Origin of the sequence: Streptomyces sp. NBC_01176, assembly GCF_045039825.1 — a bacterium.
GTDB lineage: Bacteria > Actinomycetota > Actinomycetes > Streptomycetales > Streptomycetaceae > Streptomyces.
On sequence record NZ_CP108600.1, the window covers coordinates 3,025,817 to 3,052,425 of the forward strand.

22 protein-coding genes are annotated in these 26,609 nt (G+C 70.3%); 9 read left to right on the forward strand and 13 right to left on the reverse strand.

Going from position 1 to position 26,609, the window contains the following annotated elements; all coding sequences use genetic code 11:
- The first annotated feature begins 234 nt into the window (after positions 1–234).
- Positions 235–2,694 (forward strand): DNA topoisomerase (ATP-hydrolyzing) subunit A, encoded by a 2,460-nt coding sequence (locus tag OG199_RS12820; protein WP_401801497.1) that lies wholly within the window; start codon positions 235–237, stop codon positions 2,692–2,694.
- A 7-nt stretch (positions 2,695–2,701) separates the two neighbouring features.
- Here OG199_RS12820 and OG199_RS12825 read toward each other — a convergent pair whose 3' ends face one another.
- Positions 2,702–3,832 (reverse strand): CobW family GTP-binding protein, encoded by a 1,131-nt coding sequence (locus tag OG199_RS12825; protein WP_405829574.1) that lies wholly within the window; start codon positions 3,830–3,832, stop codon positions 2,702–2,704.
- 353 nt (positions 3,833–4,185) lie between these two features.
- Here OG199_RS12825 and OG199_RS12830 point away from each other — a divergent pair, with 353 nt between their 5' ends.
- Positions 4,186–4,731 (forward strand): DUF6082 family protein, encoded by a 546-nt coding sequence (locus OG199_RS12830; protein ID WP_356800254.1) that lies wholly within the window; start codon positions 4,186–4,188, stop codon positions 4,729–4,731.
- A gap of 190 nt (positions 4,732–4,921) precedes the next feature.
- Entirely contained in the window at positions 4,922–5,158 is a 237-nt protein-coding gene (locus OG199_RS12835) for a hypothetical protein (protein ID WP_266702119.1), read from the forward strand.
- Between the two features lie 299 nt (positions 5,159–5,457).
- Here the strand turns inward: OG199_RS12835 and OG199_RS12840 are convergent, their stop codons facing one another.
- Entirely contained in the window at positions 5,458–6,633 is a 1,176-nt protein-coding gene (locus OG199_RS12840; RefSeq protein ID WP_405829576.1) for a citrate synthase/methylcitrate synthase, read from the reverse strand.
- Between the two features lie 98 nt (positions 6,634–6,731).
- On the opposite strand from OG199_RS12840, the gene OG199_RS12845 reads away from it, so the two are divergent.
- The 4 genes from OG199_RS12845 (at position 6,732) to OG199_RS12860 (ending at position 11,617) form a co-directional block, all read left to right on the forward strand.
- Positions 6,732–7,985, forward strand: coding sequence for a citrate synthase (locus tag OG199_RS12845; RefSeq protein ID WP_405829578.1), 1,254 nt, complete (start codon positions 6,732–6,734; stop codon positions 7,983–7,985).
- Positions 7,986–8,110: 125 nt separating this feature from the next.
- Positions 8,111–9,055, forward strand: a complete 945-nt coding sequence (locus tag OG199_RS12850; RefSeq protein ID WP_356800251.1) for a sucrase ferredoxin — start codon at positions 8,111–8,113, stop codon at positions 9,053–9,055.
- Positions 9,056–9,278: 223 nt separating this feature from the next.
- The gene (locus tag OG199_RS12855; protein ID WP_356800250.1) at positions 9,279–10,940 is read left to right on the forward strand and encodes a sensor histidine kinase; all 1,662 of its coding nucleotides are present in this window, start codon (positions 9,279–9,281) and stop codon (positions 10,938–10,940) included.
- A complete protein-coding gene (locus tag OG199_RS12860; RefSeq protein ID WP_356800249.1) occupies positions 10,937–11,617 on the forward strand; it encodes a response regulator in 681 nt (226 codons plus the stop codon). Before OG199_RS12855 ends, OG199_RS12860 begins: the two co-directional genes overlap by 4 nt.
- 105 nt (positions 11,618–11,722) lie before the next feature.
- Here OG199_RS12860 and OG199_RS12865 read toward each other — a convergent pair whose 3' ends face one another.
- The 3 genes from OG199_RS12865 to OG199_RS12875 form a co-directional block, all read right to left on the reverse strand.
- Positions 11,723–12,784 (reverse strand): ABC transporter substrate-binding protein, encoded by a 1,062-nt coding sequence (locus tag OG199_RS12865; RefSeq protein ID WP_405829580.1) that lies wholly within the window; start codon positions 12,782–12,784, stop codon positions 11,723–11,725.
- 260 nt (positions 12,785–13,044) lie between these two features.
- A complete protein-coding gene (locus OG199_RS12870; RefSeq protein WP_405829581.1) occupies positions 13,045–13,920 on the reverse strand; it encodes an ABC transporter permease in 876 nt (291 codons plus the stop codon).
- Entirely contained in the window at positions 13,910–14,725 is an 816-nt protein-coding gene (locus OG199_RS12875) for an ABC transporter ATP-binding protein (protein WP_405829583.1), read from the reverse strand. The genes OG199_RS12870 and OG199_RS12875 overlap by 11 nt, the downstream gene beginning before the upstream one ends.
- A 161-nt stretch (positions 14,726–14,886) precedes the next feature.
- On the opposite strand from OG199_RS12875, the gene OG199_RS12880 reads away from it, so the two are divergent.
- A complete protein-coding gene (locus OG199_RS12880; protein WP_356800245.1) occupies positions 14,887–15,579 on the forward strand; it encodes a response regulator in 693 nt (230 codons plus the stop codon).
- Positions 15,580–15,746: 167 nt separating this feature from the next.
- On the opposite strand, the gene OG199_RS12885 is transcribed toward OG199_RS12880, so the two are convergent.
- From OG199_RS12885 to OG199_RS12910, 6 genes are all read right to left on the reverse strand, one after another.
- Complete coding sequence (locus OG199_RS12885) at positions 15,747–17,339, reverse strand: cation acetate symporter (RefSeq protein WP_405829585.1); 1,593 nt, start codon at positions 17,337–17,339, stop codon at positions 15,747–15,749.
- Complete coding sequence (locus tag OG199_RS12890; protein ID WP_356800243.1) at positions 17,336–17,824, reverse strand: DUF485 domain-containing protein; 489 nt, start codon at positions 17,822–17,824, stop codon at positions 17,336–17,338. Before OG199_RS12890 ends, OG199_RS12885 begins: the two co-directional genes overlap by 4 nt.
- A gap of 104 nt (positions 17,825–17,928) precedes the next feature.
- Complete coding sequence (locus OG199_RS12895; RefSeq protein WP_266702091.1) at positions 17,929–18,612, reverse strand: response regulator transcription factor; 684 nt, start codon at positions 18,610–18,612, stop codon at positions 17,929–17,931.
- On the reverse strand, positions 18,609–19,760 hold the full coding sequence (locus tag OG199_RS12900) for a histidine kinase (RefSeq protein ID WP_356803484.1): 1,152 nt from the start codon (positions 19,758–19,760) through the stop codon (positions 18,609–18,611). Before OG199_RS12900 ends, OG199_RS12895 begins: the two co-directional genes overlap by 4 nt.
- Positions 19,757–20,281 carry a DUF1453 domain-containing protein gene (locus OG199_RS12905; RefSeq protein WP_405829587.1) on the reverse strand — a complete coding sequence of 175 codons (525 nt, stop codon included), beginning with the start codon at positions 20,279–20,281 and terminating at the stop codon, positions 19,757–19,759. Before OG199_RS12905 ends, OG199_RS12900 begins: the two co-directional genes overlap by 4 nt.
- A 498-nt stretch (positions 20,282–20,779) precedes the next feature.
- Positions 20,780–22,903: a type IIA DNA topoisomerase subunit B gene (locus OG199_RS12910; protein WP_401801525.1), complete on the reverse strand. Its 2,124-nt coding sequence runs from the start codon at positions 22,901–22,903 to the stop codon at positions 20,780–20,782.
- Between the two features lie 441 nt (positions 22,904–23,344).
- Between OG199_RS12910 and OG199_RS12915 the strand changes: the two genes are divergently transcribed.
- Entirely contained in the window at positions 23,345–23,575 is a 231-nt protein-coding gene (locus tag OG199_RS12915) for a hypothetical protein (protein ID WP_266702083.1), read from the forward strand.
- 377 nt (positions 23,576–23,952) lie between these two features.
- Here the strand turns inward: OG199_RS12915 and OG199_RS12920 are convergent, their stop codons facing one another.
- Both OG199_RS12920 and OG199_RS12925 read right to left on the reverse strand, forming a co-directional pair.
- The gene (locus tag OG199_RS12920; protein WP_356803481.1) at positions 23,953–24,771 is read right to left on the reverse strand and encodes a serine protease; all 819 of its coding nucleotides are present in this window, start codon (positions 24,769–24,771) and stop codon (positions 23,953–23,955) included.
- A 132-nt stretch (positions 24,772–24,903) separates the two neighbouring features.
- Positions 24,904–26,439 carry an RNA polymerase sigma factor gene (locus OG199_RS12925; protein ID WP_356803480.1) on the reverse strand — a complete coding sequence of 512 codons (1,536 nt, stop codon included), beginning with the start codon at positions 26,437–26,439 and terminating at the stop codon, positions 24,904–24,906.
- Positions 26,440–26,609: the final 170 nt, after the last annotated feature.

The window sequence follows — 26,609 nt, forward strand, 5'->3', positions numbered from 1 at the left end:
CCACTGTATGCAAGCGTGCCGACAGGTGGCGAAGTTCCCGCGCCCCGTACGCCGAGAGCGAGACCCACCTGCGACGGGAGGACGGCCTTCCGCTCGCCGGGAGCGAGCGGGAAGGGGCTCCGCGCAGCCGCTACGGACGGGTCGCGGTCGGCGTTGTCAGTGGGGCGGTCCACAATGGTGCGCGTCAGAACCCGTTCATGCCCCGGCAGAGACTGTGAAGGAGCCGCAGCAGCGATGGCCCGCCGCAGCACGAAGACCCCGCCGCCCGACGACTCGTACGAGGAGAAGATCCTCGACATCGACGTCGTGGACGAGATGCAGGGCTCCTTCCTCGAATACGCGTACTCGGTCATCTACTCGCGAGCCCTGCCGGACGCCCGTGACGGCCTCAAGCCCGTGCATCGACGCATCGTCTACCAGATGAACGAGATGGGGTTGCGCCCCGACCGCGGCTACGTGAAGTGCGCCCGCGTCGTCGGCGAGGTCATGGGTAAGCTCCACCCGCACGGCGACGCGTCGATCTACGACGCGCTGGTGCGGCTGGCCCAGCCCTTCTCCATGCGCCTGCCGCTGGTCGACGGCCACGGCAACTTCGGCTCGCTCGGCAACGACGACCCGCCGGCCGCCATGCGTTACACCGAGTGCCGGATGGCCGACGCCACGTCACTGATGACCGAGTCCATCGACGAGGACACGGTCGATTTCGCGCCGAACTACGACGGCCAGGAGCAGGAGCCCGGCGTCCTCCCCGCCGCGTACCCGAACCTCCTGGTCAACGGCTCCTCGGGGATCGCCGTCGGCATGGCGACCAACATGCCGCCGCACAACCTCGGCGAGGTCGTCGCCGCCGCCCGGCACCTGATCCGCTACCCGGGCGCCGACCTGGACACGCTGATGAAGTACGTGCCGGGCCCCGACCTGCCCACCGGTGGCCGCATCGTCGGCCTGTCCGGGATCAGGGACGCCTACGAGTCGGGCCGCGGCACCTTCAAGATCCGTGCCACGGTGTCGGTGGAGGACGTGACGGCGCGCCGCAAGGGTCTCGTCGTCACCGAACTGCCCTTCACCGTCGGCCCGGAGAAGGTGATCGCCAAGATCAAGGACCTGGTCGGCGCCAAGAAGCTGCAGGGCATCGCCGACGTGAAGGACCTCACCGACCGCGCGCACGGCCTGCGTCTGGTCATCGAGATCAAGAACGGCTTCGTGCCGGAAGCGGTCCTGGAGCAGCTCTACAAGCTGACGCCGATGGAGGAGTCCTTCGGCATCAACAACGTGGCCCTGGTGGACGGCCAGCCCCTCACCCTGGGCCTCAAGGAGCTCCTCGAGGTCTATCTCGACCACCGTTTCGAGGTCGTGCGCCGGCGCAGCGAGTTCCGCCGCGGCAAGAAGCGCGACCGGCTCCACCTGGTCGAGGGTCTCCTCGTCGCGCTGATCGACATCGACGAGGTCATCCGTCTGATCCGGTCCAGCGAGAACTCGGCGCAGGCCAAGGAGCGCCTGATCGAGCGCTTCTCGCTCTCCGAGATCCAGACGCAGTACATCCTGGACACCCCGCTGCGCCGCCTCACCAAGTTCGACCGCATCGAGCTGGAGTCGGAGCGCGACCGGCTCAACGGCGAGATCGACGAGCTGACCGGGATCCTGGAGTCGGACGCCGAGCTGCGCAAGCTGGTCTCCACCGAACTGGCCGCGGTCGCGAAGAAGTTCGGCACCGACCGGCGCACGGTGCTCCTGGAGTCGGCCGGCTCCCCCGCCACGACGGTGCCGCTCCAGGTGGCGGACACCCCGTGCCGGGTGCTGCTGTCCTCGACCGGCCTGCTCGCCCGTACGGCCAACGGCGACCCCTTCGCCGACGCGGAGGACGCCAAGCGCACCAAGCACGACCTGATCGTCTCCGCGGTGCCCGCGACGGCGCGTGGAGAGATCGGGGTGGTCATCTCCTCGGGCCGGCTGCTCCGGCTGAACGTGATCGACCTTCCGCAGCTGCCGGAGACCGCGTCGACGCCCAACCTCTCCGGGGGCGCGCCGATCTCGGAGTTCCTGTCCTCCCTGGAGGCGGGCGAGACAGTGATCTGCCTGACGACGCTCGACGAGTCGTCGCCCGGTCTGGCGCTCGGCACCGAGCAGGGCGTCGTCAAGCGTGTGGTGCCCGACTACCCCCTGAACAAGGAGGAGTTGGAGGTCATCACGCTCAAGGACGGCGACCGGATCGTCGGCGCGGTCGAACTGCGCACCGGCGAGGAGGACCTGGTCTTCGTCACCGACGACGCCCAGTTGCTGCGCTACCAGGCGTCTCAGGTCCGTCCGCAGGGCAGGGCCGCGGGCGGGATGGCGGGCATCAAGCTCACGGACGGCGCGAAGGTGATCTCCTTCACCGCGGTCGACCCCGCGGTGGACGCGGTGGTCTTCACCGTGGCCGGCTCGCGCGGCACGCTGGACGACTCCGTCCAGACCACGGCCAAGCTGACACCGTTCGACCAGTACCCGCGCAAGGGCCGCGCCACGGGTGGCGTGCGCTGCCAGCGGTTCCTGAAGGGCGAGGACTGCCTGTCGCTGGCCTGGGCGGGCGCGGCTCCGGCGCGGGCCGCGCAGAAGAACGGCACACCGGCCGAGCTGCCGGAGATGGACCCGCGCCGCGACGGCTCGGGCGTGTCGCTGGCGAAGACGGTGTCGGTGGTGGCGGGTCCGGTGTAGCGCCGGTTCAGCCCTCCGGGCTCTGCTCCTGTACGTAGCGCAGGACGCCCCACATGCTGTGCTCGTCGGCGTGCGGGGTGTCCTCTTCGCACGCCGCCAGTTCCTTGCCCAGGGCGGTGGTGTCGATGCCGGAGCCGATCAGTACGAGCTGGGTGCGGCGTTCGCCGGCAGCGCCCCGGGGCTCCGGGCCGTCGGCCCAGGGCTCCGGGCGGAACCGCAGGAACGGCCCGACCGCGTGCACGGCGTAGCGGTTGCGGCGGTCGTGGGCGCCGAAGTCGACGTACCCCTTGATGCGGTAGAGCCCCTCGGGCCTGCTGTCGAGGAACTCCATCAACCGCCTTGGGGAGAGGGGCACTTCGGAGGTGAAGGAGAGGGATTCGTAGGCCGCGTGCAGATGACCGGCGTGACCGCCGTGGTCCGTGGGGTCGGCCTCCTCGTCGCCGTGCGCGTGGAGGTCGTCGAAGGAGAGCTGGCCGACGCGGTCCTCGCTCGGCCTGCGGTCGAAGAGGAACTCGGGGTCGACCCGGCCGTAGGCGGCGGCCACGACGGCGGCGTGGTCCACGAGGTCCCGTACGGTGCGCAGCACCCGCTCCCCGTCGTCGGCGCGGTCGACCTTGTTGACGACCACGAGGTCGGCGAGGGCGAGATGCCGGTCGATCTCGGGATGCTTCTCACGCGTAAGGTCGAACTCGGCCGCGTCGACGACCTCGACGAGTCCGCCGTAGACGATCCGGGGATTCTCGCTGGCGAGCACCATCCGCACGAGTTCCTGGGGCTCGGCGAGACCGCTCGCCTCGACGACGATGACATCGATGCGGGCCGAGGGCCGGGTGAGCCGCTCCAGATAGTCGTCGAGCTCACCGGCGTCGACGGCGCAGCACAGGCATCCGTTCCCGAGCGACACGGTGGAGTCCCCGAGCGCTCCGGCGACCGCCATCGCGTCGATCTCGATCGCCCCGAAGTCGTTGACCACGGCGCCGATGCGACTGCCTCCGCTGTGGTGCAGGAGGTGGTTGAGCAGGGTGGTCTTGCCGGAGCCGAGGAAACCCGCGAGGACGATGACGGGTACCTGCGGGTCACCGGCCGGCGGCCGCCCGTCCGGCGCGAACGGGACCTGCTGCGGGCTGGGCTGGCTCAACGGGCGACCTCTTTCACACCGACGCGTGCGCCGGCTCGTGAACCGGCTCTTCGACGAGGGCGGCTCGTGGACCGGCGCTCGTACGGGGAATGGCTGTCGTCCCAGGATACGAGCGGGAGGAATCGCCCCGAAGTGAACGATTGTTAGCGGCGCTCGCGGGGCACACGTTGGGCATGGCGCCGGGACGCGCAACCCTCACTTCCCTCCGTGCGCCTCCTCTCCGCCTCCCCGCCGATCAGAGCCGCTCGGCAAGACTGGGAGGCGGCAAGCGCGCCGCCCACCGCTCGCCGGTCCGCTCCCTGTCGCCCCACAACCGACGACCGGCGGAACGGTCGCCTGATTCGGGGGTTGACATGGCCACACAGAAATTCGGGGTACAGGGGTGGGGTTCCGCGGCCGTCGCGGGGCTCGCCTTCGCGGCGGGGGCCCTCGCCGTCTTCGCCACCCGACGACAACGCTACGAAGAACTGCGCCTGCGGGTCGCGGAGGTGGAGCGGGGAGCCCGGCAGAACGCCATGCTCGACCAACAGCGCGCCCAGCACTACCTGCTGAGCAAGGCCATGGACGACGCGGATCTGGCAGCGGTGTACAGCACCGTCCAGGTGGATTCACCCACCCGGCAGCGCCAGTATCTCTTCGCGAACGCCATGTACACCAACGCCCTTCTCGCCTACCGCGTCGAGGTGGTCACCTGGGAGGAGCTCCACGGCCACCTCCGGATGTTCTGCCAGAACCCGATCTTTCGCGCCTACTGGGACGCCCACCGCCCGCATCGGGCAAGCCTCGAGGGCAACTCGACGGAAGCACGAGTAGGCCGAATGGTGGACCGTCTCATCCTCGATCTGGACGAGGCCGACACGGAGGAATGGTGGGTGGTCGGCGAACCACCCACCGAGTGAACGAAGTTGATCCGTCTCGCCCCTTCTGGCGACCCGGTCAACCAATCAGTCAACCAAACGGACAAGGGGGCACCCGAGGCCATCAACGAGCGGACCCTCGGCAATAATGCCGCTATTCTGGCCCCGCCCTCAGCCGTCGAGACGTGAGGACCCGGGGTCCATCGGCGTTCTAGACACGAGGGCAGGGATCTTGAAAATCGTTCGTCGCATCGGCGCGTCCCCACGCGAGAGAGGCAGCATGTCCGGCGATTCGTGCCCGGACATCTTCGAGCTCAGCGACGGCAATTTCGCCGTCATCGGAACCGAGGCCACGGCGGCCCTCGACAACGAGCTCCCCTCCGACGCCGCTCGCGCCGACTACGAGCGCATCGTGATCGTCAGCAGAGAAACACTGGTACGCGCCAAGGCCGACATTCCCGATAAATGACGCAGCCGTAGGACCGCGGCATGGACTGCTCCGTCAACCGTTGAGGCCAACACCCCGGTCACCCCGTTGAGGCTCGATCTCCGGACGCGGCGCCCCAGCAGGCCCGTGCGAACACCAACAGCCTTCGCCCCGTGCACGAACCTTGATGCACTGGGCCGCTCCGGGCACACCGGCGCTCACCGCGCCCGGTAGCGCTCGACCACTCCTTCGTGAGGTCCGAAACCGGACCGGTGCCGGACCTCACGCAATGCGCTCGCCGGACCTCACGCCCCAATGCGCTCAGGGCGCCTCACGCACCCTCAGACCGCTTGGGGAACCGCCACCGGCGGCACCGGCCCCACATACCGCGCGGCCGGACGGATGATCTTCGAGTCCTGCGCCTGTTCCAGGATGTTGGCGCTCCAGCCGACGACCCTGCCCGCCGCGAAGGTGGGGGTGAACATCTCGCGCGGGAGACCGCACAGTTCCTTGACCACGCCCGCGTAGAACTCGACGTTGGTGTGGAGTTCGCGGCCGGGCTTGAGCTCGGCCAGGATCGCTTCCACCTGGTGTTCGACCTCGACGGCGAAGTCGACCAGGGAGCCGCCGAATCCCTGCGCGATGTCACGCAGCATCCGGGAGCGCGGGTCCTCGGTGCGGTAGACGGCGTGACCGAAGCCCATGATGCGCTCACCCGCGAGGACCCGTGCGCGGATCCACGGGTCGATGCGGTCGGCGGTGCCGATCGCGTCGAGAGTGTCCAGCGCGCGGCTCGGCGCGCCGCCGTGCAGCGGCCCCGACAGCGCCCCCACGGCGCCCACCAGACAGGCCGCCACGTCCGCACCCGTCGACGCGATCACCCGCGCCGTGAATGTCGACGCGTTGAATCCGTGGTCGATGGTGGAGATCAAGTACTGCTCGACCGCCCGCGTCCGGGCCGCGTCCGGCTCCGATCCCGTGAGCATGTACAGGTAGTTCGCCGCGTACGGAAGGTCCTCGCGCGGCTCCACCGGCTCCAGTCCCCGCCCGAGCCGGTACAGCGCGGTGAGCAGCGTCGGCACGGCCGCGCACGCGGCCAGCGTGTCCGCGCGCCGCCGGTCCGCGTCGATGTCGTAGACGGGCCGGAACCCCGAAGCCGCGCCGAGCAGCGACAACGCGGTCCGCAGGCCCGCGAGCGGTCCGGACGGTCCGGTCGCCGCCGCGATCGCGGGCAGCGCGGCACGCACCCGGTCCGGCAGCCGGCGCAGAGCCGCGGTCCGCGCGGCGAAGGCGGCACCGCCGGCCGCGTCCGGCAGTTCACCGTGCACCAGCAGATGCCAGACGTCCTCGAAGCCGCGGGTCCGCGCGAGTTCGACGGCCGAGTACTGACGGTAGTGGTAGAAGCCCTCCAGTCCTCTGACGTCACCCAGTGCGGTCTCGGTGACGACGACGCCCGCGAGTCCTCGCGGTATGTCGACAGGGGCGGCGGTGGCGGTGGCGGCCCGGTTGTTCGGCATGCGTTCCTCCCTGAACTTGATTCGACTGTCCACTCTTGACTGGATCTCTGTCAACATTGATCGCATCAATGTATCGATCCATGGATACGGTGGCGTCCATGGATCAGGAACCGGGAGCACCGGCGCACGCGGGCCGACGGCTCAGCACCAGGGAGACCGCCGACCTGCTCGGCGTGAAGGCCGAGACCGTGTACGCGTACGTGAGCCGCGGCCAGCTCAGCAGCCGACGGGACGCCGGCGGCCGGGGCAGCACCTTCGACGCCGCGGAGGTGGAGGCGCTCGCTCGACGCAACAGGCGCGATTCCAGCGGGAGTCCGAGCGCGGGCGGCGAGCTGTCCGTACGCACCCGCACCACCTTGATCGACGAGGACCGGTACTACTACCGCGGTGTCGACGCGACCGAACTGGCCGCACGGCACTCCTACGAAGAGATCGCCGAATGGCTGTGGACCGGACAGCTGCGCCCCGGCATCAGGTTCACCGCTCCGGAGGCGACCGTCGCCGCCGCCCGCCACGCCGTCGACGCGCTGCCCGAACACAGCGGCCCGACGGACCGGCTGCGCGTCGCCGCGATCGCCGCCTCGGCCGCCGATCCGCTGCGCTTCGACCTGTCGGAGAGCGCCGTCCTCGGCACCGCGCGCACCCTCATCCCCACCCTCGTCGCCGCCCTCCCCCCGAAGCGGCACGACCACCGCGACGAGGGCCCTCTGGCCCACCGCCTGTGGCCGCGCCTCACCGGCCGGACACCTGACGCGGCGTCACTGCGGGTACTGGACGCGGCACTCGGTCTGCTCGTCGACCACGACCTGGCCGCCTCGACGCTCGCGGTACGGGTCGCCGCGTCGGCCCGGGCGCACCCGTACGCCGCCGTGTCCGCGGGCCTGGGCGTGCTCGAAGGGCCCCTGCACGGCGCCGCCGGCGGCCTCGCCCACCGGCTGCTCCTCGACGTACTGGACCAGGGCACCGCGGCACCGGTGGTCGCCGACGAACTGCGGGCCGGGCGCCGCGTCCCCGGTCTCGGCCACCGGCTCTACTCCGGCGAGGACCCCCGCGCGCGTGCCCTGTTCGCCCTCCTGGAGGAGGTGCCCGGCGCGGCACCGGCCCTCGCCGCGGCACGGGACATCGTGACCACCACCGCCCGCCACACCCCGCTGCACGCCAACGTCGATCTCGCGCTGGCCGTGCTCTCGGTCTCCTCCGGCATGTCCGCCTCCGCCCCGGAGACGGTCTTCGCCGTCGCCCGGACCGCGGGGTGGATCGCCCACACCCTGGAGGAGTACGGGGAACGGCCGCTGCGCATGCGTCCCAGCGGTCACTACGTGGGAGCGCGGCCACCTCAACCGCTCCCGTAGTGCGCCCCCTGAAGCCCCTCCGCGCGCCGAATGCGCCGAGAGTGCGCCCCTGGCCGTACGACCGGAGATCAGCCTGGCCCAAGGTCGGAAGTCGCCCTGACCGAAGTCAGGTTAGGCTCACCTCTGTGAGTACGTGCACGACCGCGTCCCGCGACTTCGACGAACCCCTCGCGGGGACCGCGGCGACCGCGAGGACATGGCTGCTGCTCGAGCAGTCCGGACCCTGGGGCGCCAAGGCGCTCACATCGAGCCACCTGGACCCCGAGCTCGGGCGTGCCCTCGAAGCGGCGGCCGAGGGCACCGGCGTACGGATCGCGCTCATCCGGCGCCCCGGACGGCACGCCGACTGCGGTACACCCGCCGAGCGCCAGGTGTACGCGGCCCACACCACTCCCGGACACACATGGCTGCACAGCGCCACGACCCGCACGCCCGAGCAACTGCTCGACCTGGACTTCACCGCGCTCGGCACGGGTGATCCGGGCACCTTCGACACGGTGCTGCGGGGCCGTCCGCACCGGGGCGATCCGCTCGCGCTCGTCTGCACCAACGGCAAGCGCGACCGTTGCTGCGCCCTCCTGGGCCGGCCTCTCGCCGCCGAGCTCGCGGCCTCCGGGGTGGAGGGCGCGTGGGAGGTCACTCATCTGGGTGGTCACCGTTTCTCGCCCACCCTGCTCGTCCTGCCCTACGGCTACGCGTACGGACGGGCCGCGGCCCACTCCGTCAAGGAGGTCCTCCAGGGCGTCCGGGAGGGGCGCATCGTCACCGAGGGCTGTCGGGGCGGTTCCGCCTGGGAGCGGCCGGGACAGGCGGCCGAGCTGGCCGTGCGCACGGCCACCGGAGAGCACGCGGCGGACGCCTTCCGCGTGCTGCGCACGCACGGGACGGCACCGCGCTGGGAGGTGACCGTCGCCCACACCGACGGCCGCGTGTGGCGTGTCATCGTCGCGCAGGGCGCCTCGCTGCCGCCTCGCCCCGAGAGCTGCGGCTCGGCGCTCGGTTCCCCGGCCCGCATGGACGTGGTGGCCGTGCGGGAGCTGCCCCGTACGCCGATCCCGATCGCCTGCTGACCGCGGTTCTCCAGCGCCGGCCACTGGGGCGGACCTCCGCGCCCCCGGCTCCGCGCACCGCCGATCCACACATGGGGCCCCTTGCGCCCCTTGAGGCGAGCCCTGCGCCGGCGTGAGACAAGCCCCGCGCCGCGGCGCCCGCCACCACCGCTCGCACACCGTTCGGGAGATCCACACCACACCCCCTACGGCAGCGAGCGCCCTCCCCCGTACGGTCATGGGTATGAGCTCCACTCCCCGTGCACGACGACTGCGCCTCCGTCTGCCGCGGCGGGTGTTCTCGCAGGTGCTTCTGATGCAGGTGGCGATCGCCGCCGGAGTCGCCGTCCTCGCGACCGGGCTGTTCCTCGCCCCGCTGAGCGCGCAGCTCGACGACCAGGCCATGCGCCGCGCGCTCGCGATCGCGCAGACCACGGCGGCCCAGCCGCGCATCGCCGAGGACCTGCAGACCTCGCTGCCCTCCGTGAACGGGCCCGTGCAGACCGCCGCCGAGCGGATCCGCCGGGCCAGCGGGGCCGAGTACGTGGTGGTGATGAACACGAACGGCGTGCGCTGGTCCCACAAGGACATCACCCAGATCGGCGGAGTCGTCTCCACCGACCCCCGCCGGGCCCTCGCCGGCAAGGACGTCATGCAGATCGACAGCGGCACACTGGGGCGCTCGGCGCGCGGCAAGGTGCCGCTGCGCCTCCATGGACACATCGTCGGCGCCGTCTCGGTCGGCATCAAGTACGACAGTGTGCGCAGCCGGCTGATCCACGCCATCCCGGGCCTCTTCGCCTACGCGGGCGGGGCCCTGGCCGTCGGTGCCTTCGCCGCGTATCTGCTCTCCCGCCGGGTGCAGCGGCAGACCCGTGACCTGGCCTTCTCCGACATCTCGGCGCTGCTCGCGGAACGTGAGGCGATGTTGCACGGCATCCGGGAGGGCGTCGTCGCCCTGGACCGGACGGGCCGGGTACGCCTCCTGAACGACGAGGCCCAGCGGCTGCTCGGGCTCGACGCGGCGGCCATCGGCGGGCCGCTCGACGACGTGCTCGGGCCGGGCCGTACGACCGACGTGCTGGCGGGACGGGTCACCGGCACGGATCTGCTGACCGTGCGCGGGCAGCGCGTCCTGGTCGCCAACCGGATGCCGACCGACGACGGCGGCGCCGTGGCCACCCTGCGCGACCGCACCGAACTGGAGCAGCTCGGCCGTGAACTCGACTCCACGCACGGCCTGATCGACGCCCTGCGGGCCCAGGACCACGAGCACGCCAACCGGATGCACACGCTGCTGGGACTGCTCGAACTGGAGATGTACGACGACGCCGTGGAGTTCGTCGGCGAGGTGGTCGGCGACCACCGGATCACCGCGGAACAGGTCACCGAGAAGGTCCACGATCCGCTTCTCGCCGCCCTGTTGGTGGGCAAGGCCACCGTCGCCGCCGAGCGCGGAGTGGCCCTGTGGATCTCGGACGGGACCCTGCTGCCCGACCGGCTGGTCGACCCGCGCGGACTGGTCACCGTCGTCGGGAATCTCGTCGACAACGCGCTCGACGCCGTGGCCGGTACGTCGCACGCGCGCGTGGAGGTCGAACTGCGGGTCCAGGGGCGTACGGCCGTGCTGCGCGTGCGGGACACCGGGCCGGGCATTCCGGCGGAGCGGCGGGAGCTGATCTTCACGGACGGGTGGTCCACCAAGAAGCCGCCGGCGCACGGCAAGCGCGGGATCGGTCTCTCCCTGGTGAGCCGGTTCGCCGAACGGCAGGGCGGCAGCGCGGAGGTGTCCGAGGCGAGCGGCGGGGGCGCGGAGTTCACGGTCGTCCTGCCGGAGGCGCTCACGGAGGCCGACCTGCCGGCGGAACCCACCGCCCCCACGGCGGCCGAGGAGGGCTCGCGATGATCGAGGTGCTGGTCGTGGACGACGACACCCGGGTCGCGCGGGTCAACGCCGCCTACGTCACGAAGGTGCCCGGCTTCCGGGTCGCGGGCGAGGCGCACAGCGCCACCGAGGCGATGCGTCTCATGGAGACACTGCCGCGCCTGGACCTGGTTCTCCTGGACCACTACCTGCCCGACGAGACGGGCCTCACGGTCGTCCGGGAGATGCGGCGTCGCGGTCATCAGACCGACGTCATCATGGTGACGGCGGCCCGCGACGTCTCGACCGTGCAGGCGGCCATGCGGCAGGGCGCGCTGCAGTACCTGGTCAAGCCGTTCGCCTTCGCGGGCCTGCGCGCGAAGCTGGAGGCGTACGCGGATCTCCGCCGTACCCTCGACGGCGGGGGCGAGGCCGAACAGGCCCAGGTGGACCGGATCTTCGGCGCCCTGTCGGCGACCGCCGAACCGAACCTGCCCAAAGGGCACTCCCCCACGACGGCCGAGCTCGTCCGCCGTGCCCTGGTGGACGCCGAGGGGCCGCTGTCCGCCCTGGAGATCGCCGAGGAGACCGGGCTGAGCCGGCAGACCGCCCAGCGCTACCTGAAGCTCCTGGAGCGGACGGGACGGGCCCGGCTGACCCTCAGGTACGGCGACGCGGGCCGCCCGGAGCATCGCTACGTCTGGGCGACCCGCGGGTGAGTGCACGGCTCAGCAGGCGGGGGCGAGAGGTCGTGCCCCACCGTGCGTACGGCTGCGGGGGAAGCAGCCGTACGCACGGTGGACGGCGCACGCGGTGCGGACTGTTCAGCCGGCGGCCTTCTTCACGAACTCCGTGGTGAAGGTTTTGCCGAGGTCCACCTTGGCGTTCTTGATGTTGGGGTTGAACGCCTTGAGCACCTTCTCGACGGTCTCGGGGCCGTTCTCGGGCATCACCCCGTCCTTGGTGAACATCGGCAGCGTGCTCTGGATGGCGGCGGCGTAGAGCGTCTTGGCGCCCTGTGAGTAGTCGGCGGGCATCTTGGCGGCGATCTCGGACGCGCTGTGCGAGGCCATCCACGCGAGAGTCTTCACGAAGGCGTTGGCCAGCTTCTGGACCGTCTCCTTGTGGCCGTTCACCCAGTCCGTCTGCATGTAGAGGCTGGACGAGGGATACGGGCCGCCGAACGCCTCCGCCGAACCCCTCGGCGTCCGCATGTCGATGAGGACCTTGCCCAGGCCCTTCTGCAGGACCGTGGTGACCGTCGGGTCCGTCGTCATACCACCGTCGATCGCGCCCTTCTGGAGCGCGGAGATGAAGGTCGGTCCGGCGCCGACGGCGACCGGCGAGAAGTCGCTGACCTTCACACCGTTCTTGACTGCCAGGTACTTGGTGAGGAAGTCGGTGGAGGAACCGAGCCCGGTGATGCCGAGCTTCTTGCCCTTGAAGTCCTTGGGCGACGTGATGTCGTCCGCGCGCTTGGCGGAGACCAGCTCCACTTCTCCGGGCGCGTGCGAGAACTGCACGACGGACTCCACGGACTTGCCCTTGGTCTGCAGGTCGAGCGTGTGGTCGTAGAAGCCGACGGCCCCCTGCACCTGACCGGAGACGAGCGCGGTCTCCGCCTGCACACCGGCCGGCTCGCTGAGGAGTTCGACGTCAAGCCCCTCGGCGTCGAAGTAGCCGAGCCGCTGGGTGAGCATCGCCGGCAGGTAGATGACCTTGTCGAGGCCGCCGACCATGATCTTGACGTGTTCACCCTTGCCGCCGCCTCCGTCGCTGCCGCTGTCGGCGGTGGATGAGGCCGCGTCGTTGGCACAGGCGGTGAGCGAGGAGAGGGCGAGCAGACCGGCGGCTGCCAGCGCGGAGTATCTGGCGGTCTTGCGCATGATGGGTCACGTCCTTGTGAGAGGGCGGTGCGGGCGGAACGGGCGTCCAGGAGGGGGCGTTGAGCCGGGACCGGGCGTCCTGGAGAGGGCGTTGGACCGGGACCGGGCAACCTGGAGAAGGCGTTGAGCCGGGAACCGGCGTCCTGAAGAGGGGTGTCGGAGGGAACGACGGGGCTTCCGGGAGAGGGGGTCGGGCGCAGAGTGCGCCCTCCGGGTGGGAACCACGACCGGGCGGTGCGGGTGCCCGGGCCCCGGGTCGGTCAGCTCTCGGACTCCGACGGCTTCCAGCGGAAGATGCGGCGCTCGGCGAAGGTGAGCAGTCCCTCGGCCAGCAGCGCGACCACGGCGAGGATGACCATCGCGGCGTACACCCCGGCCGCGTTGAAGGTGCCCTGGGACTGCGCGACGAGCAGACCGATGCCCCTGGTCGCGCCGATGTACTCCCCGACGATCGCACCGATGAGGGCGAAGCCGAAGCTGACGTGGAGGCTGGTGAAGATCCATGAGGTGGCGGACGGAATGACGACCTGAAGCGTCACCCGGCGGTCGCTCGCGCCGAGGATGCGCGCGTTGGCGACGAGGTTGCGGTCGACCTCGCGGGCCCCCTGGAACGCGTTGAAGAAGACCGGGAAGAACACCAGGACCACGGCGGACGCGACCTTGGAGGCCGGGCCGAGCCCGAACCAGATCACGAAGATCGGCGCCAGCACGATCCTCGGTATGGAGTTGAGCACCTTGATGTAGGGACCGAGGACATCGGCGAGGAAGGTGACACGCCCCAGCGCGATACCGAAGACCACACCGGACACCACGCCGATGACCCAGCCGAGCAGCGCCTCGTGGAGCGTGAACCAGATCTGCTCGCCGAGCGAACCCAGTGCGGTCCCGTGGGTGGTCCAGGTGTAGATCTGGTCCCAGATCTTCGACGGCATGGAGAAGTTGAACGGGTCGATGATCTCGGCCCGCGCGAACACCTCCCACAGGCCGAGCACTGCGACCAGAAGCACCGCACGGGCCGCGGCGACGATCATTCTGCGTCGGCGTGCGGCCCGGGCCCGTGAGTGGGCACGCCCCGGCTTGACGGGTTCGCTGTCGGCCGGCGCGACGACGGCCTCGGGGATGACGTCAGGAGACATCGGCCGCACCCCTCTCGCGCGTGATGCGGACCTCTTCGCCGAGCGACTGCCAGATCTCGCGGTAGATCTCGATGAACCGCGGCTCCAGGCGTACCGCTTCGACCTTTCGGGGCCGTGGCAGATCGATCTCGAAGATCTGCTTCACGGTGGCCGGGCCCGCCGTCATCACGACGACCTTGTCGGCCAGCGCGATGGACTCCTCCAGGTCGTGGGTGACGAAGACGACCGAGGCGCCCGTGCCCTCCCACAGCTCCAGCAGTTCGTCCGACATCAGGGCCCTGGTCTGCACGTCGAGCGCCGAGAAGGGCTCGTCCATCAGCAGGATCTCGGGGTCGTTGACGAAGGTCGCGGCGAGCGCGACACGCTTGCGCTGGCCTCCGGAGAGCTGGTGCGGATAGCGGTCCTCGAAGGCCGCGAGCCCGACCCTGGCCAGCCATTCGCGGGCCCGTCGCTTCGCCTCCGCCTTGGGCACCCCACGAAACCGCGGGCCCGCCATGACGTTCGACAGGACCGTACGCCACGGGAAGGTGGCGTCCTGCTGGAAGACGAAACCGACCTTGTCCCCGACACCCTCGACCGGCGCGCCCGCCACCAGGACCTCGCCCTCGGTGGGCTCCTCGAGGCCGCTCACCAGGGTCAGCGTGGTCGACTTCCCACAGCCCGTGGGACCGACGACGGCGACGAACTCGCCACGCCCGATCGTCAGGTCCAACTCCCTGACCGCTGTGTGCAGTCCCCCTGACGGGGTCTTGAAGATCTTGCTCGCGCCCCGTAGCTCGATCGCGGGGCCGGTGTCTGCGCTCATGGGCCGGGACGGTAGATGTGGTGCGGGCCACAGCATCAGTCTTCTGGGCGCAAGGCCTACTTCTGCTTGCAAGAGTCTGTTGTGCTCGTTTTGCTCGCGCTACAACAGCGGAGCCGAAACACGGGCTTAACGCTCGCCAGGCCTTGAGAGAAAGAGGCCCGATGATTGACGTCCTGGTCGTGGACGACGACTTCCGCGTCGCTGAGATCAACGCGAGGTACGTGGGGAAGGTTCCCGGATTCCGGGTGGCCGCCCGCGCGCACAGCGCTGCCCAGGCTCTGGCCGCCGTGGAGCGCGCGCCCGTCGACCTGGTCCTGCTCGACCACTATCTGCCCGACCAGACGGGCCTCGAACTCGTCCACCACATGCGCGAACGGGGTCACGGCACCGACGTCATCATGATCACCGCGGCGAGCGACGTGGTGACCGTACGGGCCGCGATGCGACTGGGCGCCCTGCACTATCTGGTCAAACCGTTCACCTTCGCCGCACTGCGCACGCGTCTCGACTCGTACGCGGCCCTGCGGCGCACCGTCGACCGCGTCGGCGGGCGTGGCGTGGCAGGTCAGGAGCAGGTCGACCGGATCTTCGGCGCCCTGCGCACCGCGCCCACGCCGACGTCGCCGGGGCTGCCCAGAGGCCACTCGGAGCCCACCACCGACCTGATCTGCGGTGTGCTGCACCGTGCGCACCAACCGTTGTCGGCCCATGAGGTGGCCGCCGAGACAGGCCTCAGCCGCTCCACCGCCCAGCGCTACCTGCGCCACCTCGAACAGGCGGGCCGCCTGCGCCTGTCCCTCAGGTACGGCGACACCGGACGCCCCGAACATCGGTACGCGTGGGTGGCGCCCTGAGGGGTGTCCCGTGCGCGTCGCCCGCACACACCCCTGGCGGCGCGCGGCGGAGTCTGCGGGCGCGGGGGTACGCCGCTGGAGACCTGCGGCGCCACACGCCTCTGTCCCGGGAGTCCGGGAGCCGTTCGCCTCGCTGTGGTTCACGTCGCCCGGGGTGCGCGGTGCCCTCAGACCGCCCCGGCACCCGTCAGGGACCGCACCTCGGTCTCCGCGTGCTTGGCCTCGTCCGGCGGCTCCACCGAGGTGACCGTCCCCAGCCAGCCCGAGAGGAAGCCGAGCGGGATCGACACCAGGCCGGGATTCTGCAGCGGGAAGTACTGGAAGTCCACGCCAGGGAACAGGGAGTCGGGGCTGCCCGACACCACCGGCGACAGCAGCACGAGCGCCAACGCGGGCACCAGCCCGCCGTATACGGCCCACACCGCGCCGCGGGTCGTGAAGCTCCGCCAGAACAGCGAGTACAGCAACACCGGCAGGTTCGCGGACGCGGCGACGGCGAAGGCGAGGCCCACCAGGAACGCCACGTTCAGGTCGCGGGCCACCAGTCCGAGCGCGATCGCGACGACTCCGATGCCCACCGCCGCCGCACGTGCCACCGCGACCTCGCTGCGTACCTTCGCATGCCGGCGTCGCAGCGAGGCGTACAGGTCGTGCGCCACGGACGCGGAGGACGCCAGGGTGATGCCGGCGACGACCGCGAGGATCGTGGCGAAGGCAACGGCCGCCACGACCGCGAACAGCACCGTTCCGCCTGTCGAATCGGGTCCGCCGCCCAGATCGAGCGCGAGGAGCGGAACCGCCGTGTTCCCTGCCGCGTTCGACTCCCTCACCGCCGTCGGTCCGACGATCGCCGCCGCGCCGAAGCCCAGCACGATCGTCATCAGGTAGAAGCCCCCGATGAGTCCGATCGCCCAGACCACCGAGCGCCGGGCGGCCCGCGCGGTCGGCACGGTGTAGAAGCGCGACAGGATGTGCGGCAGACCGGCCGTGCCGAGCACCAGCGCGAGGCCCAGGCTGATGAAGTCGAGACGCGCCGTCCAGTCCCCGCCGTACTTCAGACCGGGCACGAGAAACGCGTCGCCGTGCCCGCTGCGTCCGGCGGCCGACAGCAGCAGCTGGTTGAAGTCCCCGTGGAAGCGCACCAGGACGAGCACGGTCAGCGCGACGGCGCCGCCCATCAGCAGGACCGCCTTGACGATCTGGATCCACGTCGTGGCCCGCATCCCGCCCAGCGACACATAGATCACCATGAGTGCGCCGACGCCGATCACCGTCCAGTTCCGCGCCGCGTCGCTCGTCCCTCCGAGCAGCAGCGCGACCAGGCTGCCCGCGCCCACCATCTGCGCCACCAGGTACAGGACGGACACCGTCACCGAAGCCGTCCCCGCAGCGATCCTTACGGGGCGCTCGCTCATCCGCGCCGCGACGACATCGGCGAGGGTGAACCGCCCGCAGTTGCGCACCAGTTCGGCGACGAGGAAGAGGACGACGAGCCAGGCGACGAAGAATCCCACGACGTACAGCAGACCGTCGTAGCCATAGAGCGCGATGAGCCCTGTGACCCCGAGGAAGGACGCCGCCGACATATAGTCACCAGAAATGGCAAAACCATTCTCCATTGATGAGAACAGTCGCCCTCCGGCGTAGAACTCCTCGGCCGAACCGTGCCGATTGCGGCTCACCCAGGTCGTGATCGCCAGTGTGACCGCCACGAATGCGCTGAACAGCACCAGCGCCAGCGTCTGATGATTGCCGGTCACCGCTCGGCCCCTCTGACATTGCGCGTCAACTCCTGCGTGTCCCATCGCAGTTCGAGCGCGGCTCGGTCCCGGCGCAGCCGTGCGTGGCGCGCGTACGCCCAGGTGAGCAGGAACGTGGTGAGGAACTGCCCGAGTCCCGCCACCATGCCCACATTGACCGCGCCCGCGACCGACCGGGCCATGAACCCGGGCGCCGCCGTGGCGGTCACCACGTAGCCGACGTACCAGGTGAAGAACACGGCGAAGGCCGGCACCACGAACCTCCGGTACCGGCCGCGCACCTCCTGGAAGGCCGCGCTGCGCTGCACCTTCAGATAGACCTCGGCCGTGCCGCCCATGGAGCCTCCCTGCCCCTGGCGCGCGGGCGGGACGACGGGCGCGGGCGCCCCCGTGCCGTCCAACTCGCCCCAGCCGGAGGCGAGCGCGTCATACCAGGGGTCGTCGAACCGGACCTCCCCCGTGTCGCGGCCGTCGTGCTTCTCCACCGAACTCTCCTTGTCCGCGACCCGTTTCGGCCGCGTACCCAAGGATGTACAGATCGGGAAGATCCCGGACTCTTCTACCCACCCACTTCACCCCATCAGGTGACTCAATTCACCGGTGGCCGGACGAGACCTTTCCCATAGGCATAACGCACCGCTTGAGCACGGTCCTTGAGCCCCGTCTTGGCGAAGAGATTGTTGATGTGGGTCTTCACCGTGGCCGTGGAGACATGCAACTTGCGGGCGATCTCCTGGTTGGTGAGCCCCTCGGCGATCAGCAGCAGCACCTCGGTCTCGCGCGCGGTGAGCCCGTCGGGCGGCGCCACGGGCGCGGCCGGCGGCGGTTCCGGCTGCGACAGCCGTTCCAGCAGACGCCGTTGGACGCTCGGCGAGAGTCCCGCGTTGCCGGACAGCACGCTCTCGACGGCGCGCACGATCTCGTCACCGCCCGCGTCCTTGGTGAGATATCCGCGTGCCCCGGCCCTGAGCGCCGGAAACAGCGACTCGTCGTCCGCGTATGTGGTGAGCACGACCACCTGTGTCCCCGGGTGCTCGGCGCGGATGCGCCGGGTCGCCTCGACGCCGTCGCAACGAGGCATGCGCAGGTCCATCAGCACGACGTCCGGGGCGAGTTCGGCGACCAGCGCCACCGCCTCCTCCCCGTCCCCGGCAGCACCCACGACCTCGATCCCCGGCAGCAGACCCAGCAGCATCACGATGCCCTCGCGCACCACCGTCTGGTCGTCCGCCACCACGACCCGAGCCGCCCTTCCGGTCTCCTCCGCCGTCATACGGGCACCTTCAGCGTGACCACGAATCCCTCCTCGTCCGGCCCGGCCTCCAACGAGCCGCCCAGCAGTTCGGCACGCTCCCGCATGCCCAGCAGACCGTACCCGGCGCCGGCGGCCCCGAGCTCCCCCGGCGCTCCCCCCGAGTCCCGTACGGCCAGGGTCACTTCGTGCTCGCCGTATTCCAGCCGCACGTGGACCTTGGCGCCCGGCGCGTGCTTGCGGACGTTCGTCAGGGCCTCCTGCGCCACTCTCCGCACCGCCTGCGAGGCCTCGGCCGGCAGCAGTTGGCGTTCACCTGTGACGGTGACGTCGGCTCCGTCGGACGTGGCGACCAGTTCACCCAGGAACTCCTCCACCGGGGACATCTCGCCCCGGAGCGCGGAGAGCGCCTGCCGGGTCTCGGCGAGCCCTTCCCGGGCCATCCCGCGTGCGGCCACGACGCGTTCGAGGATCGTCTCCCGGTCGGCGCCCCGCTCGATCAGCAGCCGGGCCGCCTCGAGGTGCACCATCTGCGCCGAGAGGCTGTGTGCCAGGACGTCGTGGATCTCCCGTGCGATCCTGGCGCGCTCCGCGAGCGCCGCCGACTGCGCCTCGGCCGCACGTGCCGCGCGCTCCTGGGCGAGGAGGCGCTGGGCACCTCCGCGCGCCTCCGCGTCGAGGCGCAGTACGTATCCCGCCAGGACGAGCCCCACGACGGTGACCACGGTGGTCAGCCAGACGTCGTTGTTGACGGCCGCATAGGCGCTCAGCGCCACCGTGGTGAGCGGCAGTGCCGCCACCAGGGGCAGCCTCTCCATGGCGCTGATCGCGCACACGCACCACAGCACGAGGGCCGGAATCCTGAATCCCGTGCTCGCCGCCACCACCGCGATGGCGAGCAGCAGCGCGAGCAGCGCCATGGAGGGCACCAGCCGGTGCTGGAGCGTGGTCTGCCAAAAGGCCCAGGCACCGGCGCCACAGGCGACGACCCCCAGCGCCGCGGCCGCGGTGCCCCATCCGCTCAGATCGCTGTTCGTGAAGGTCGTCCACAGGAGGACGCCCAGGGCGAAGAGGCGCGTCGTCCAGGCCAGCGCGCGCTTGGCCGTGGGCACTCCCGCTCGCGAGAGCGCCTCGCGGGAGGGCCAGCGGGTCCAGGAATGCTCGGTCACACGCGCTCCTCCCACGAGACCTTGGGCACGCCGCCACCGTACGCCGCGCCCCGAGTGGCCGCCGGGCGCAGGGACTGCGACCGCCAGAGCAGGACTCCGGAGCGGACCAGCAGGGTGGCCGCGAGCGCGAGCAGCAGGGCTGAGCTGTCCTGATGCACCCCCAGCAGCGCACCGATGCCGAAGAGCCCCAGCCGCACGGCTATGCCCACGCCCCAGACGGCCGCGGCGGCCTTGGTGCTCCTGCTCCAGACCGTGCCGTCCGGCTCCACCCACATTCGTGTGGTCCACGCCCAGGCGGCTCCGATGGCCAGCCCGATGACGAGCTCGGCCCCGAGGAGGAGGCCCGCCGCGGTCCGGTGACGGGGATCGAGGAGCCCCGGCTCGCGCAGAGCGATCACGGCCAGCACGGCCGGCACGATCCACCAGCGCCTGTCCGTGCTGACCCTGCGCGCACGGAATTGGCGTGCGACGACCAGAACAACAACGGCGAAGATCACCAAGGCGTTGACGAGCCCGGACATCGCGACCCCCATGGGCGAGGAAGAGCGGATATCGGCAGCGAGCGCTGTCGACGCCTTCGACGCTACGGAAATCGCGAGGTCAGCAGATCGGAGCCCGGGTGGATCCCGGGTGGACCCATCCCCGCCCCAAGCCTCCACCCACGGGTGGAGCCCCAGACGCTCCGCACTCCGTCCAGGCCCCATGGGTCTCGCCCCGCCATGCCGCCCGCACCCGACGACGCACGCGAGGGGCCGTGCCGGTACGTCGCAGCCCGTCGATCACGCCCGGATCGACCAACGGCTCCCGCCGACCGACGCCTGATCCAGCGGCGACGGGCTCGATGCACCGGCACGGCCCCGCCCCGCCCCGGCCCACGCATGCACCGCAGTCGCAGTCGCAGACGTCCCCCGCAGGCCGCGCGACTCCCACGGCACCGATACCCGCCCGCGCTACAGGCCGCCCACGGACGCGCCACCGCACCTTGCGGACGCGCCGCTCCCCTGCCGCCCGCGCAGCGCCTACGCGTCGATACGCGACCGGTCCAGCGTCGCCGCGGACCTGGAGATGAACTCCTTGCGCGGAGCCACGTCGTTCCCCATCAGCAGATCGAACACCTGCTCAGAGGCGTCCAGGTCGGAGATGTTGATCCGGCGCAGCGTCCGGAACCGGGGATCCATCGTCGTCTCGGCCAGCTGATCGGCGTCCATCTCGCCCAGACCCTTGTACCGCTGGATCGAGTCCTTGTACCGCACGTTCTTGCGCTGCAGTTCCAGCAGCGTCTCCCGCAGCTCACGGTCCGAGTACGTGTAGACGTACTTGTCCTGCCCCTTCTTGGGCTGGCTGAGCTCGATGCGGTGCAGCGGCGGCACCGCCGCGAACACCCGCCCGGCCTCGACCATCGGCCGCATGTACCGCTGGAACAGCGTGAGCAGCAGGATCCGGATGTGCGCACCGTCGACATCGGCGTCGACGAGGAGAATGATCTTCCCGTACCGCGCCGCGTCGATGTCGAAGGTCCGCCCGGACCCGGCCCCTATGACCTGGATGATCGCACCGCATTCGGCGTTCTTGAGCATGTCCGTCACGGACGACTTCTGCACGTTGAGGATCTTGCCCCGGATCGGCAGCAGCGCCTGGAACTCCGAGTTCCGCGCCAGCTTGGCCGTACCGAGCGCGGAGTCGCCCTCGACGATGAACAGCTCGCTGCGCTCGACATCGTCACTGCGGCAGTCGGCGAGCTTGGCGGGCAGCGACGAGGACTCGAGGGCCGTCTTCCGGCGCTGCGCGTCCTTGTGCTGGCGCGCGGCGATCCTCGTGCGCGCGGCGGCGACGGCCTTCTCCATCACGACCCGGGCCTGCGCGGCGTCGTCCCGCTTGGTGGAGGTCAGGAAGGCCTTGAGCTCCCTGGAGACCACGTTGGTCACGATGCGGCGGGCCGCCGAGGTCCCGAGGACCTCCTTGGTCTGGCCCTCGAACTGCGGCTCGGCGAGACGCACCGTGACGACGGCGGTCAGGCCCTCCAGGGCGTCGTCCTTGACGATGTCGTCCTCGGCGACGCGCAGCAGCTTCTTGGCCCGCAGCACCTCGTTCATCGTCTTGGCCACGGCCTGCTCGAAGCCCGCGACATGGGTGCCGCCCTTGGGGGTGGCGATGATGTTCACGAACGACTTCAGGTTCGTGTCGTAGCCGGTGCCCCAGCGCAGCGCCACGTCCACGCCGAGCTCGCGGGTGACCTCGGTCGGCGTCATCTGTCCGTGGTCGTCGAGGACCGGGACGGTCTCCTTGAAGCTGCCCTGCCCCGAGAAGCGGAGAACGTCGCAGACGGGCTTGTCGGAGGCCAGGTACTCGCAGAACTCACTGATGCCGCCGTCGAAGCGGAAGGACTCCTCGCCCTTGCTGCCGCCCTCGCCGAGCCCGTACTCGTCGCGTACGACGATGGTGAGGCCCGGGACCAGGAAGGCGGTCTGGCGGGCCCGCTGGTGCAGGTGGTCCAGGGAGAGCTTGGCGTCCTTGAGGAAGATCTGGCGATCGGCCCAGTAGCGCACGCGCGTGCCGGTGCGGGTCTTGGGGATCCGCTTGAGCTTGCGCAGCCCGCTCGTCGCGTCGAAGGCCGCCTCGGGGCCGTCCGCCTTGAAGGCTCCCGGGGTGCCGCGCCGGAAGCTGACCGCGTGCGTGTTGCCGCCACGGTCCACCTCGACGTCCAGACGGGCGGAGAGCGCGTTCACCACGGAGGCGCCCACGCCGTGCAGACCGCCGGAGGCCGCGTACGAGCCGCCGCCGAACTTGCCGCCGGCGTGCAGCTTCGTCATCACGACCTCGACGCCGGACAGGCCGGTCTTGGGCTCCACGTCGACCGGGATGCCACGGCCGTTGTCCCGCACGTCCACCGAGCCGTCGTCGTGCAGGATCACGTCGATGTGGTCGCAGTAGCCCCCCAGGGCCTCGTCCACGGAGTTGTCGATGATCTCCCACAGGCAGTGCATCAGACCGCGACTGTCGGTCGACCCGATGTACATGCCGGGGCGCTTGCGGACGGCTTCGAGCCCCTCGAGGACGAGCAGGTGCCGCGCGGTGTAGTTGGAACCGTCCCGGTCTGATCCGGTCAGCAACGCTGTGGACGGCACGGACGTGTCGGCGGTCACGCGGTTCGCTCCTCGCTGAATTTCAGATGGGGCCCTTTTGGGTAAGGGGCCGGCTTCGGTCACCGCTGAGAGGGTACAGAGGCCTGGTAGAGCCGTTGTAACGCCACCCTCGCATGAACTCAGACTAGTCCAGGGTCGCATGGGTGTTCGATCCCTCGATGGAGTGAAGTACATATCACGTTCCCTTCGGGGCATGAACCATTTAGGCTCCGGGCACGTCCTCATGAACAACCGGCAAGCCAGCCGGGAGGACCGACCCCTGACAGACAGCGCGAACCCGTAAGACGCGAAGACACGCAATACGGCTCATTCGCCGCCACCCGGCAGCAGACAGCCGCCCCGGAGAGAAATTTTCGAGGAAAAGCCACGAGCGGGAACGTTTTCGGCCTGGTTGGATGTTGACCCTGGTACGACAGCTCGTCGAGCTAGAGAAGAGGCGACGTGACTACTGTTCTGACCCCCGCGAGCCCGCTGACGGCCGCTGACCGCTGCGACCGTTGCGGCGCCCAGGCATATCTGCGCGTCGTCCTCCTCAGCGGCGGTGAGCTGCTCTTCTGCGCCCATCACGGGCGTAAGTTCGAGCCGGAACTCAAGAAGATCGCCGCTGAGATACAGGACGAGACGGAGCGACTGACGTCGGTCCCGGCAACGTCTGAGGACGAAGAGCGCTGACACTTCGCATCAACGACGAGCCAGCTCCGGCATAGGCCGGGTGTACGGGCGGCCACCCCCGCTACTGGGGGTGGCCGCCCGTATGCGTACCGCTCCGTCGGATGCGCTGAGACGCTCCGGTTCGTGCCGCTTCAGCGACTTCGGGCACCAAGCGCGGGCACTGCTTCCAGGGCCGGCACCCCTGCCCGCGCCCCCTTCGGAGACACCCGGCGCGCCAGTCCGGGGCGCACAGCTTGCGGAAACAAGCCCATCCGTGTGCGGGCCCCGCACCACCTCCACCACCTCCACCACCTCCACGGCCTCCACGGCCTCCACGGCCTCCACGGCAGCCTGGGGCGGCCCGCAGGCCCGGCAGGTGCGTTTGGCCCGCGCGACCCTCAGCGGCGCGAGTCGAGCGCCCTGACGACTTCGGAGACCCGCGTGTAGACCCCGGGGCTCCCCGGCTGACCGCAGCCGCTGCCCCACGACACGAGGCCGATCAGCCGGCCCCGAGCGACGAGCGGGCCACCGCTGTCGCCCTGGCAGGCATCCCGCCCGCCCTCGATCTCACCGGCGCACAGCATGGAGGCGGCCCTGTAGGTGCCGTCCGCGTTTCCCGGATACGCTCGCTGGCAGACGGCGTCGGACAGCACGTTCACACCCACGGACCGCAGGGTGAGCGCGTAGTCACCGCCACCCGACGTGTCGCCCCAGCCGTAGACCGCGGCTCCCGTGCCGGGCGCGTAGGCGGCGTCCCCGGCGGCAGCCATCCGGATGACCGAGCTCTGGGGCAGCGGGGAGGCGAGCGTGAGCAGCGCGAAGTCCCCGGCGTTCGCCTCGGCGTCGTAGGCCGGATTGACCCAGGTCTTGCTGACCGGGATCTCCTCGCCCTTGCTGGAAAGCAGGTCCCCCCGGCCCGCGATGACCTTCAGGTCGCGGACCTTCTGTGGTGGCCCTCCGAGCACGAGCGGCCCCAAGCAGTGGGCCGCGGTCAGGACGAGCGACGGGCCGATCGCCACACCGCCGCAGAACTGTCCGGCCCGCGTACCCCCGAACCGGTCACGGCTGGACAGCGCCACGGTCCACGGGCTCTGGGCGATATCGACGGGTTGGCCTCCGATGACGACGCCACCGGTCGCGGCCGGGGCGGGGGACGCCAGCGGTATCACGGCCGCGGCGGCCGCAAGGGCCAGCGAGGCGACAAGGGGGCGACGCATGCGCGCTCCTCACTCTGGGATGGTCCTGGAACACCCAGAGTCATCCAGCGCGTCGCGACGCGCACTCCGCACACACACCGAGGGCCCGGCTCCCCAGCGGGAGTCGGGCCCTCGGTGACGTACGGCCGAGACCTAGTCGAGGTAGTCGCGCAGCACCTGCGAGCGCGACGGGTGGCGCAGCTTCGACATCGTCTTGGACTCGATCTGACGGATCCGCTCGCGCGTGACGCCGTACACCTTGCCGATCTCGTCGAGGGTCTTCGGCTGACCGTCGGTGAGACCGAAACGCATCGAGACGACGCCCGCCTCGCGCTCGGAAAGGGTGTCGAGAACGGAGTGCAGCTGCTCCTGCAGGAGCGTGAAGCTGACCGCGTCGGCGGGGACGACGGCCTCGGAGTCCTCGATGAGGTCACCGAACTCGCTGTCGCCGTCCTCACCCAGGGGGGTGTGCAGCGAGATGGGCTCGCGGCCGTACTTCTGGACCTCGATGACCTTCTCCGGGGTCATGTCGAGTTCCTTGGCCAGCTCCTCCGGGGTGGGCTCACGGCCCAGGTCCTGGAGCATCTGGCGCTGCACGCGCGCGAGCTTGTTGATGACCTCGACCATGTGCACCGGGATACGGATGGTGCGGGCCTGGTCGGCCATGGCGCGGGTGATCGCCTGACGGATCCACCAGGTGGCGTACGTGGAGAACTTGTAGCCCTTGGTGTAGTCGAACTTCTCCACCGCGCGGATCAGACCGAGGTTGCCCTCCTGGATGAGGTCCAGGAAGAGCATGCCGCGGCCGGTGTAGCGCTTGGCCAGGGAGACCACCAGACGGAGGTTGGCCTCCAGGAGGTGGTTCTTCGCCCGACGGCCGTCCTCGGCGATGATCTCCAGCTCGCGCTTGAGCTTCGGCGCGAGCTTGTCGGCGTTCGCCAGCTTGTCCTCGGCGAAGAGGCCCGCCTCGATGCGCTTGGCGAGCTCCACCTCCTGCTCGGCGTTGAGCAGGGGGACCTTGCCGATCTGCTTCAGGTAGTCCTTGACCGGGTCCGCGGTGGCACCGGCGGCGGCGACCTGCTGCGCGGGCGCGTCGTCCTCGTCCTCGTCGGACAGGACGAAGCCCTGGGCGCCGTCCTCGGCGGGCTCCTCGGCACCGGGCTTGCCCGGGGTCTCCTCGACCGCCTCGTCGTCGACCAGCTCGGCGTCGTCCTTCTTGGCGGTGGTCTTCTTGGCCGCCGTCTTCTTGGCGACCGTCTTCTTGGCGACGGCCTTCTTGGCGACCGTCTTCTTGGCGGCGACCCGGCCGTCGGACACGTCCTCGGCCGGATCGTGGGCGGCAGGGGCGGCCGGGGCTGCGCTGGCGGTGGCCTTCTTCGTGGTCACCGTCTTCGCCGCGACCGTCTTGGTGGCGGTGCGCTTGGCCGGACTCTTCGCTGCGACGCTCTTTCGGGTGCGCTTGGGCTCCGCGGCACTGACCATCAGCGTCACACCCTCTTCCTCGAGGATCTGGTTGAGGCTGCGCAGTACGTTCTTCCACTGAGTGGCCGGAATCTGGTCAGCTTCGAAGGCCCGACGCACGTCATCGCCGGCGATCTGCCCCTCAGCCTTTCCCCGCTCGATGAGCGCCATGACAGAGACGGACTCGGCGATCTCCGGCGGGAGCGTACGGGATGTGCTGGCCGACACGAACAACCTCTCGGAACGTTGGAAAACGGCTTCCGGCCCCGTCCGGGTGCGGACAGGGACCGACGACCGCCGACTTGGGGATGGGTCGACGGCGCGGGCGGGGGCCGGGAAGATTCACAGCGCCGTGAACGGCGTCCGTATTCCTTCCTCGGCAGTCACCTCTTAGGTCA

What these genes read in the sequence shown, in the direction of transcription:
- OG199_RS12870 (WP_405829581.1), bottom strand. Translation starts at nt 13,920, where the DNA reads ATGTCTCCTGACGTCATCCCCGAGGCCGTCGTCGCGCCGGCCGACAGC.
- OG199_RS12880 (WP_356800245.1), top strand. Translation starts at nt 14,887, where the DNA reads ATGATTGACGTCCTGGTCGTGGACGACGACTTCCGCGTCGCTGAGATC.
- OG199_RS12820 (WP_401801497.1), top strand. Translation starts at nt 235, where the DNA reads ATGGCCCGCCGCAGCACGAAGACCCCGCCGCCCGACGACTCGTACGAG.
- OG199_RS12860 (WP_356800249.1), top strand. Translation starts at nt 10,937, where the DNA reads ATGATCGAGGTGCTGGTCGTGGACGACGACACCCGGGTCGCGCGGGTC.
- OG199_RS12845 (WP_405829578.1), top strand. Translation starts at nt 6,732, where the DNA reads ATGGATCAGGAACCGGGAGCACCGGCGCACGCGGGCCGACGGCTCAGC.
- OG199_RS12905 (WP_405829587.1), bottom strand. Translation starts at nt 20,281, where the DNA reads ATGTCCGGGCTCGTCAACGCCTTGGTGATCTTCGCCGTTGTTGTTCTG.
- OG199_RS12865 (WP_405829580.1), bottom strand. Translation starts at nt 12,784, where the DNA reads ATGCGCAAGACCGCCAGATACTCCGCGCTGGCAGCCGCCGGTCTGCTC.
- OG199_RS12830 (WP_356800254.1), top strand. Translation starts at nt 4,186, where the DNA reads ATGGCCACACAGAAATTCGGGGTACAGGGGTGGGGTTCCGCGGCCGTC.
- OG199_RS12840 (WP_405829576.1), bottom strand. Translation starts at nt 6,633, where the DNA reads ATGCCGAACAACCGGGCCGCCACCGCCACCGCCGCCCCTGTCGACATA.
- OG199_RS12895 (WP_266702091.1), bottom strand. Translation starts at nt 18,612, where the DNA reads ATGACGGCGGAGGAGACCGGAAGGGCGGCTCGGGTCGTGGTGGCGGAC.
- OG199_RS12920 (WP_356803481.1), bottom strand. Translation starts at nt 24,771, where the DNA reads ATGCGTCGCCCCCTTGTCGCCTCGCTGGCCCTTGCGGCCGCCGCGGCC.
- OG199_RS12855 (WP_356800250.1), top strand. Translation starts at nt 9,279, where the DNA reads ATGAGCTCCACTCCCCGTGCACGACGACTGCGCCTCCGTCTGCCGCGG.
- OG199_RS12875 (WP_405829583.1), bottom strand. Translation starts at nt 14,725, where the DNA reads ATGAGCGCAGACACCGGCCCCGCGATCGAGCTACGGGGCGCGAGCAAG.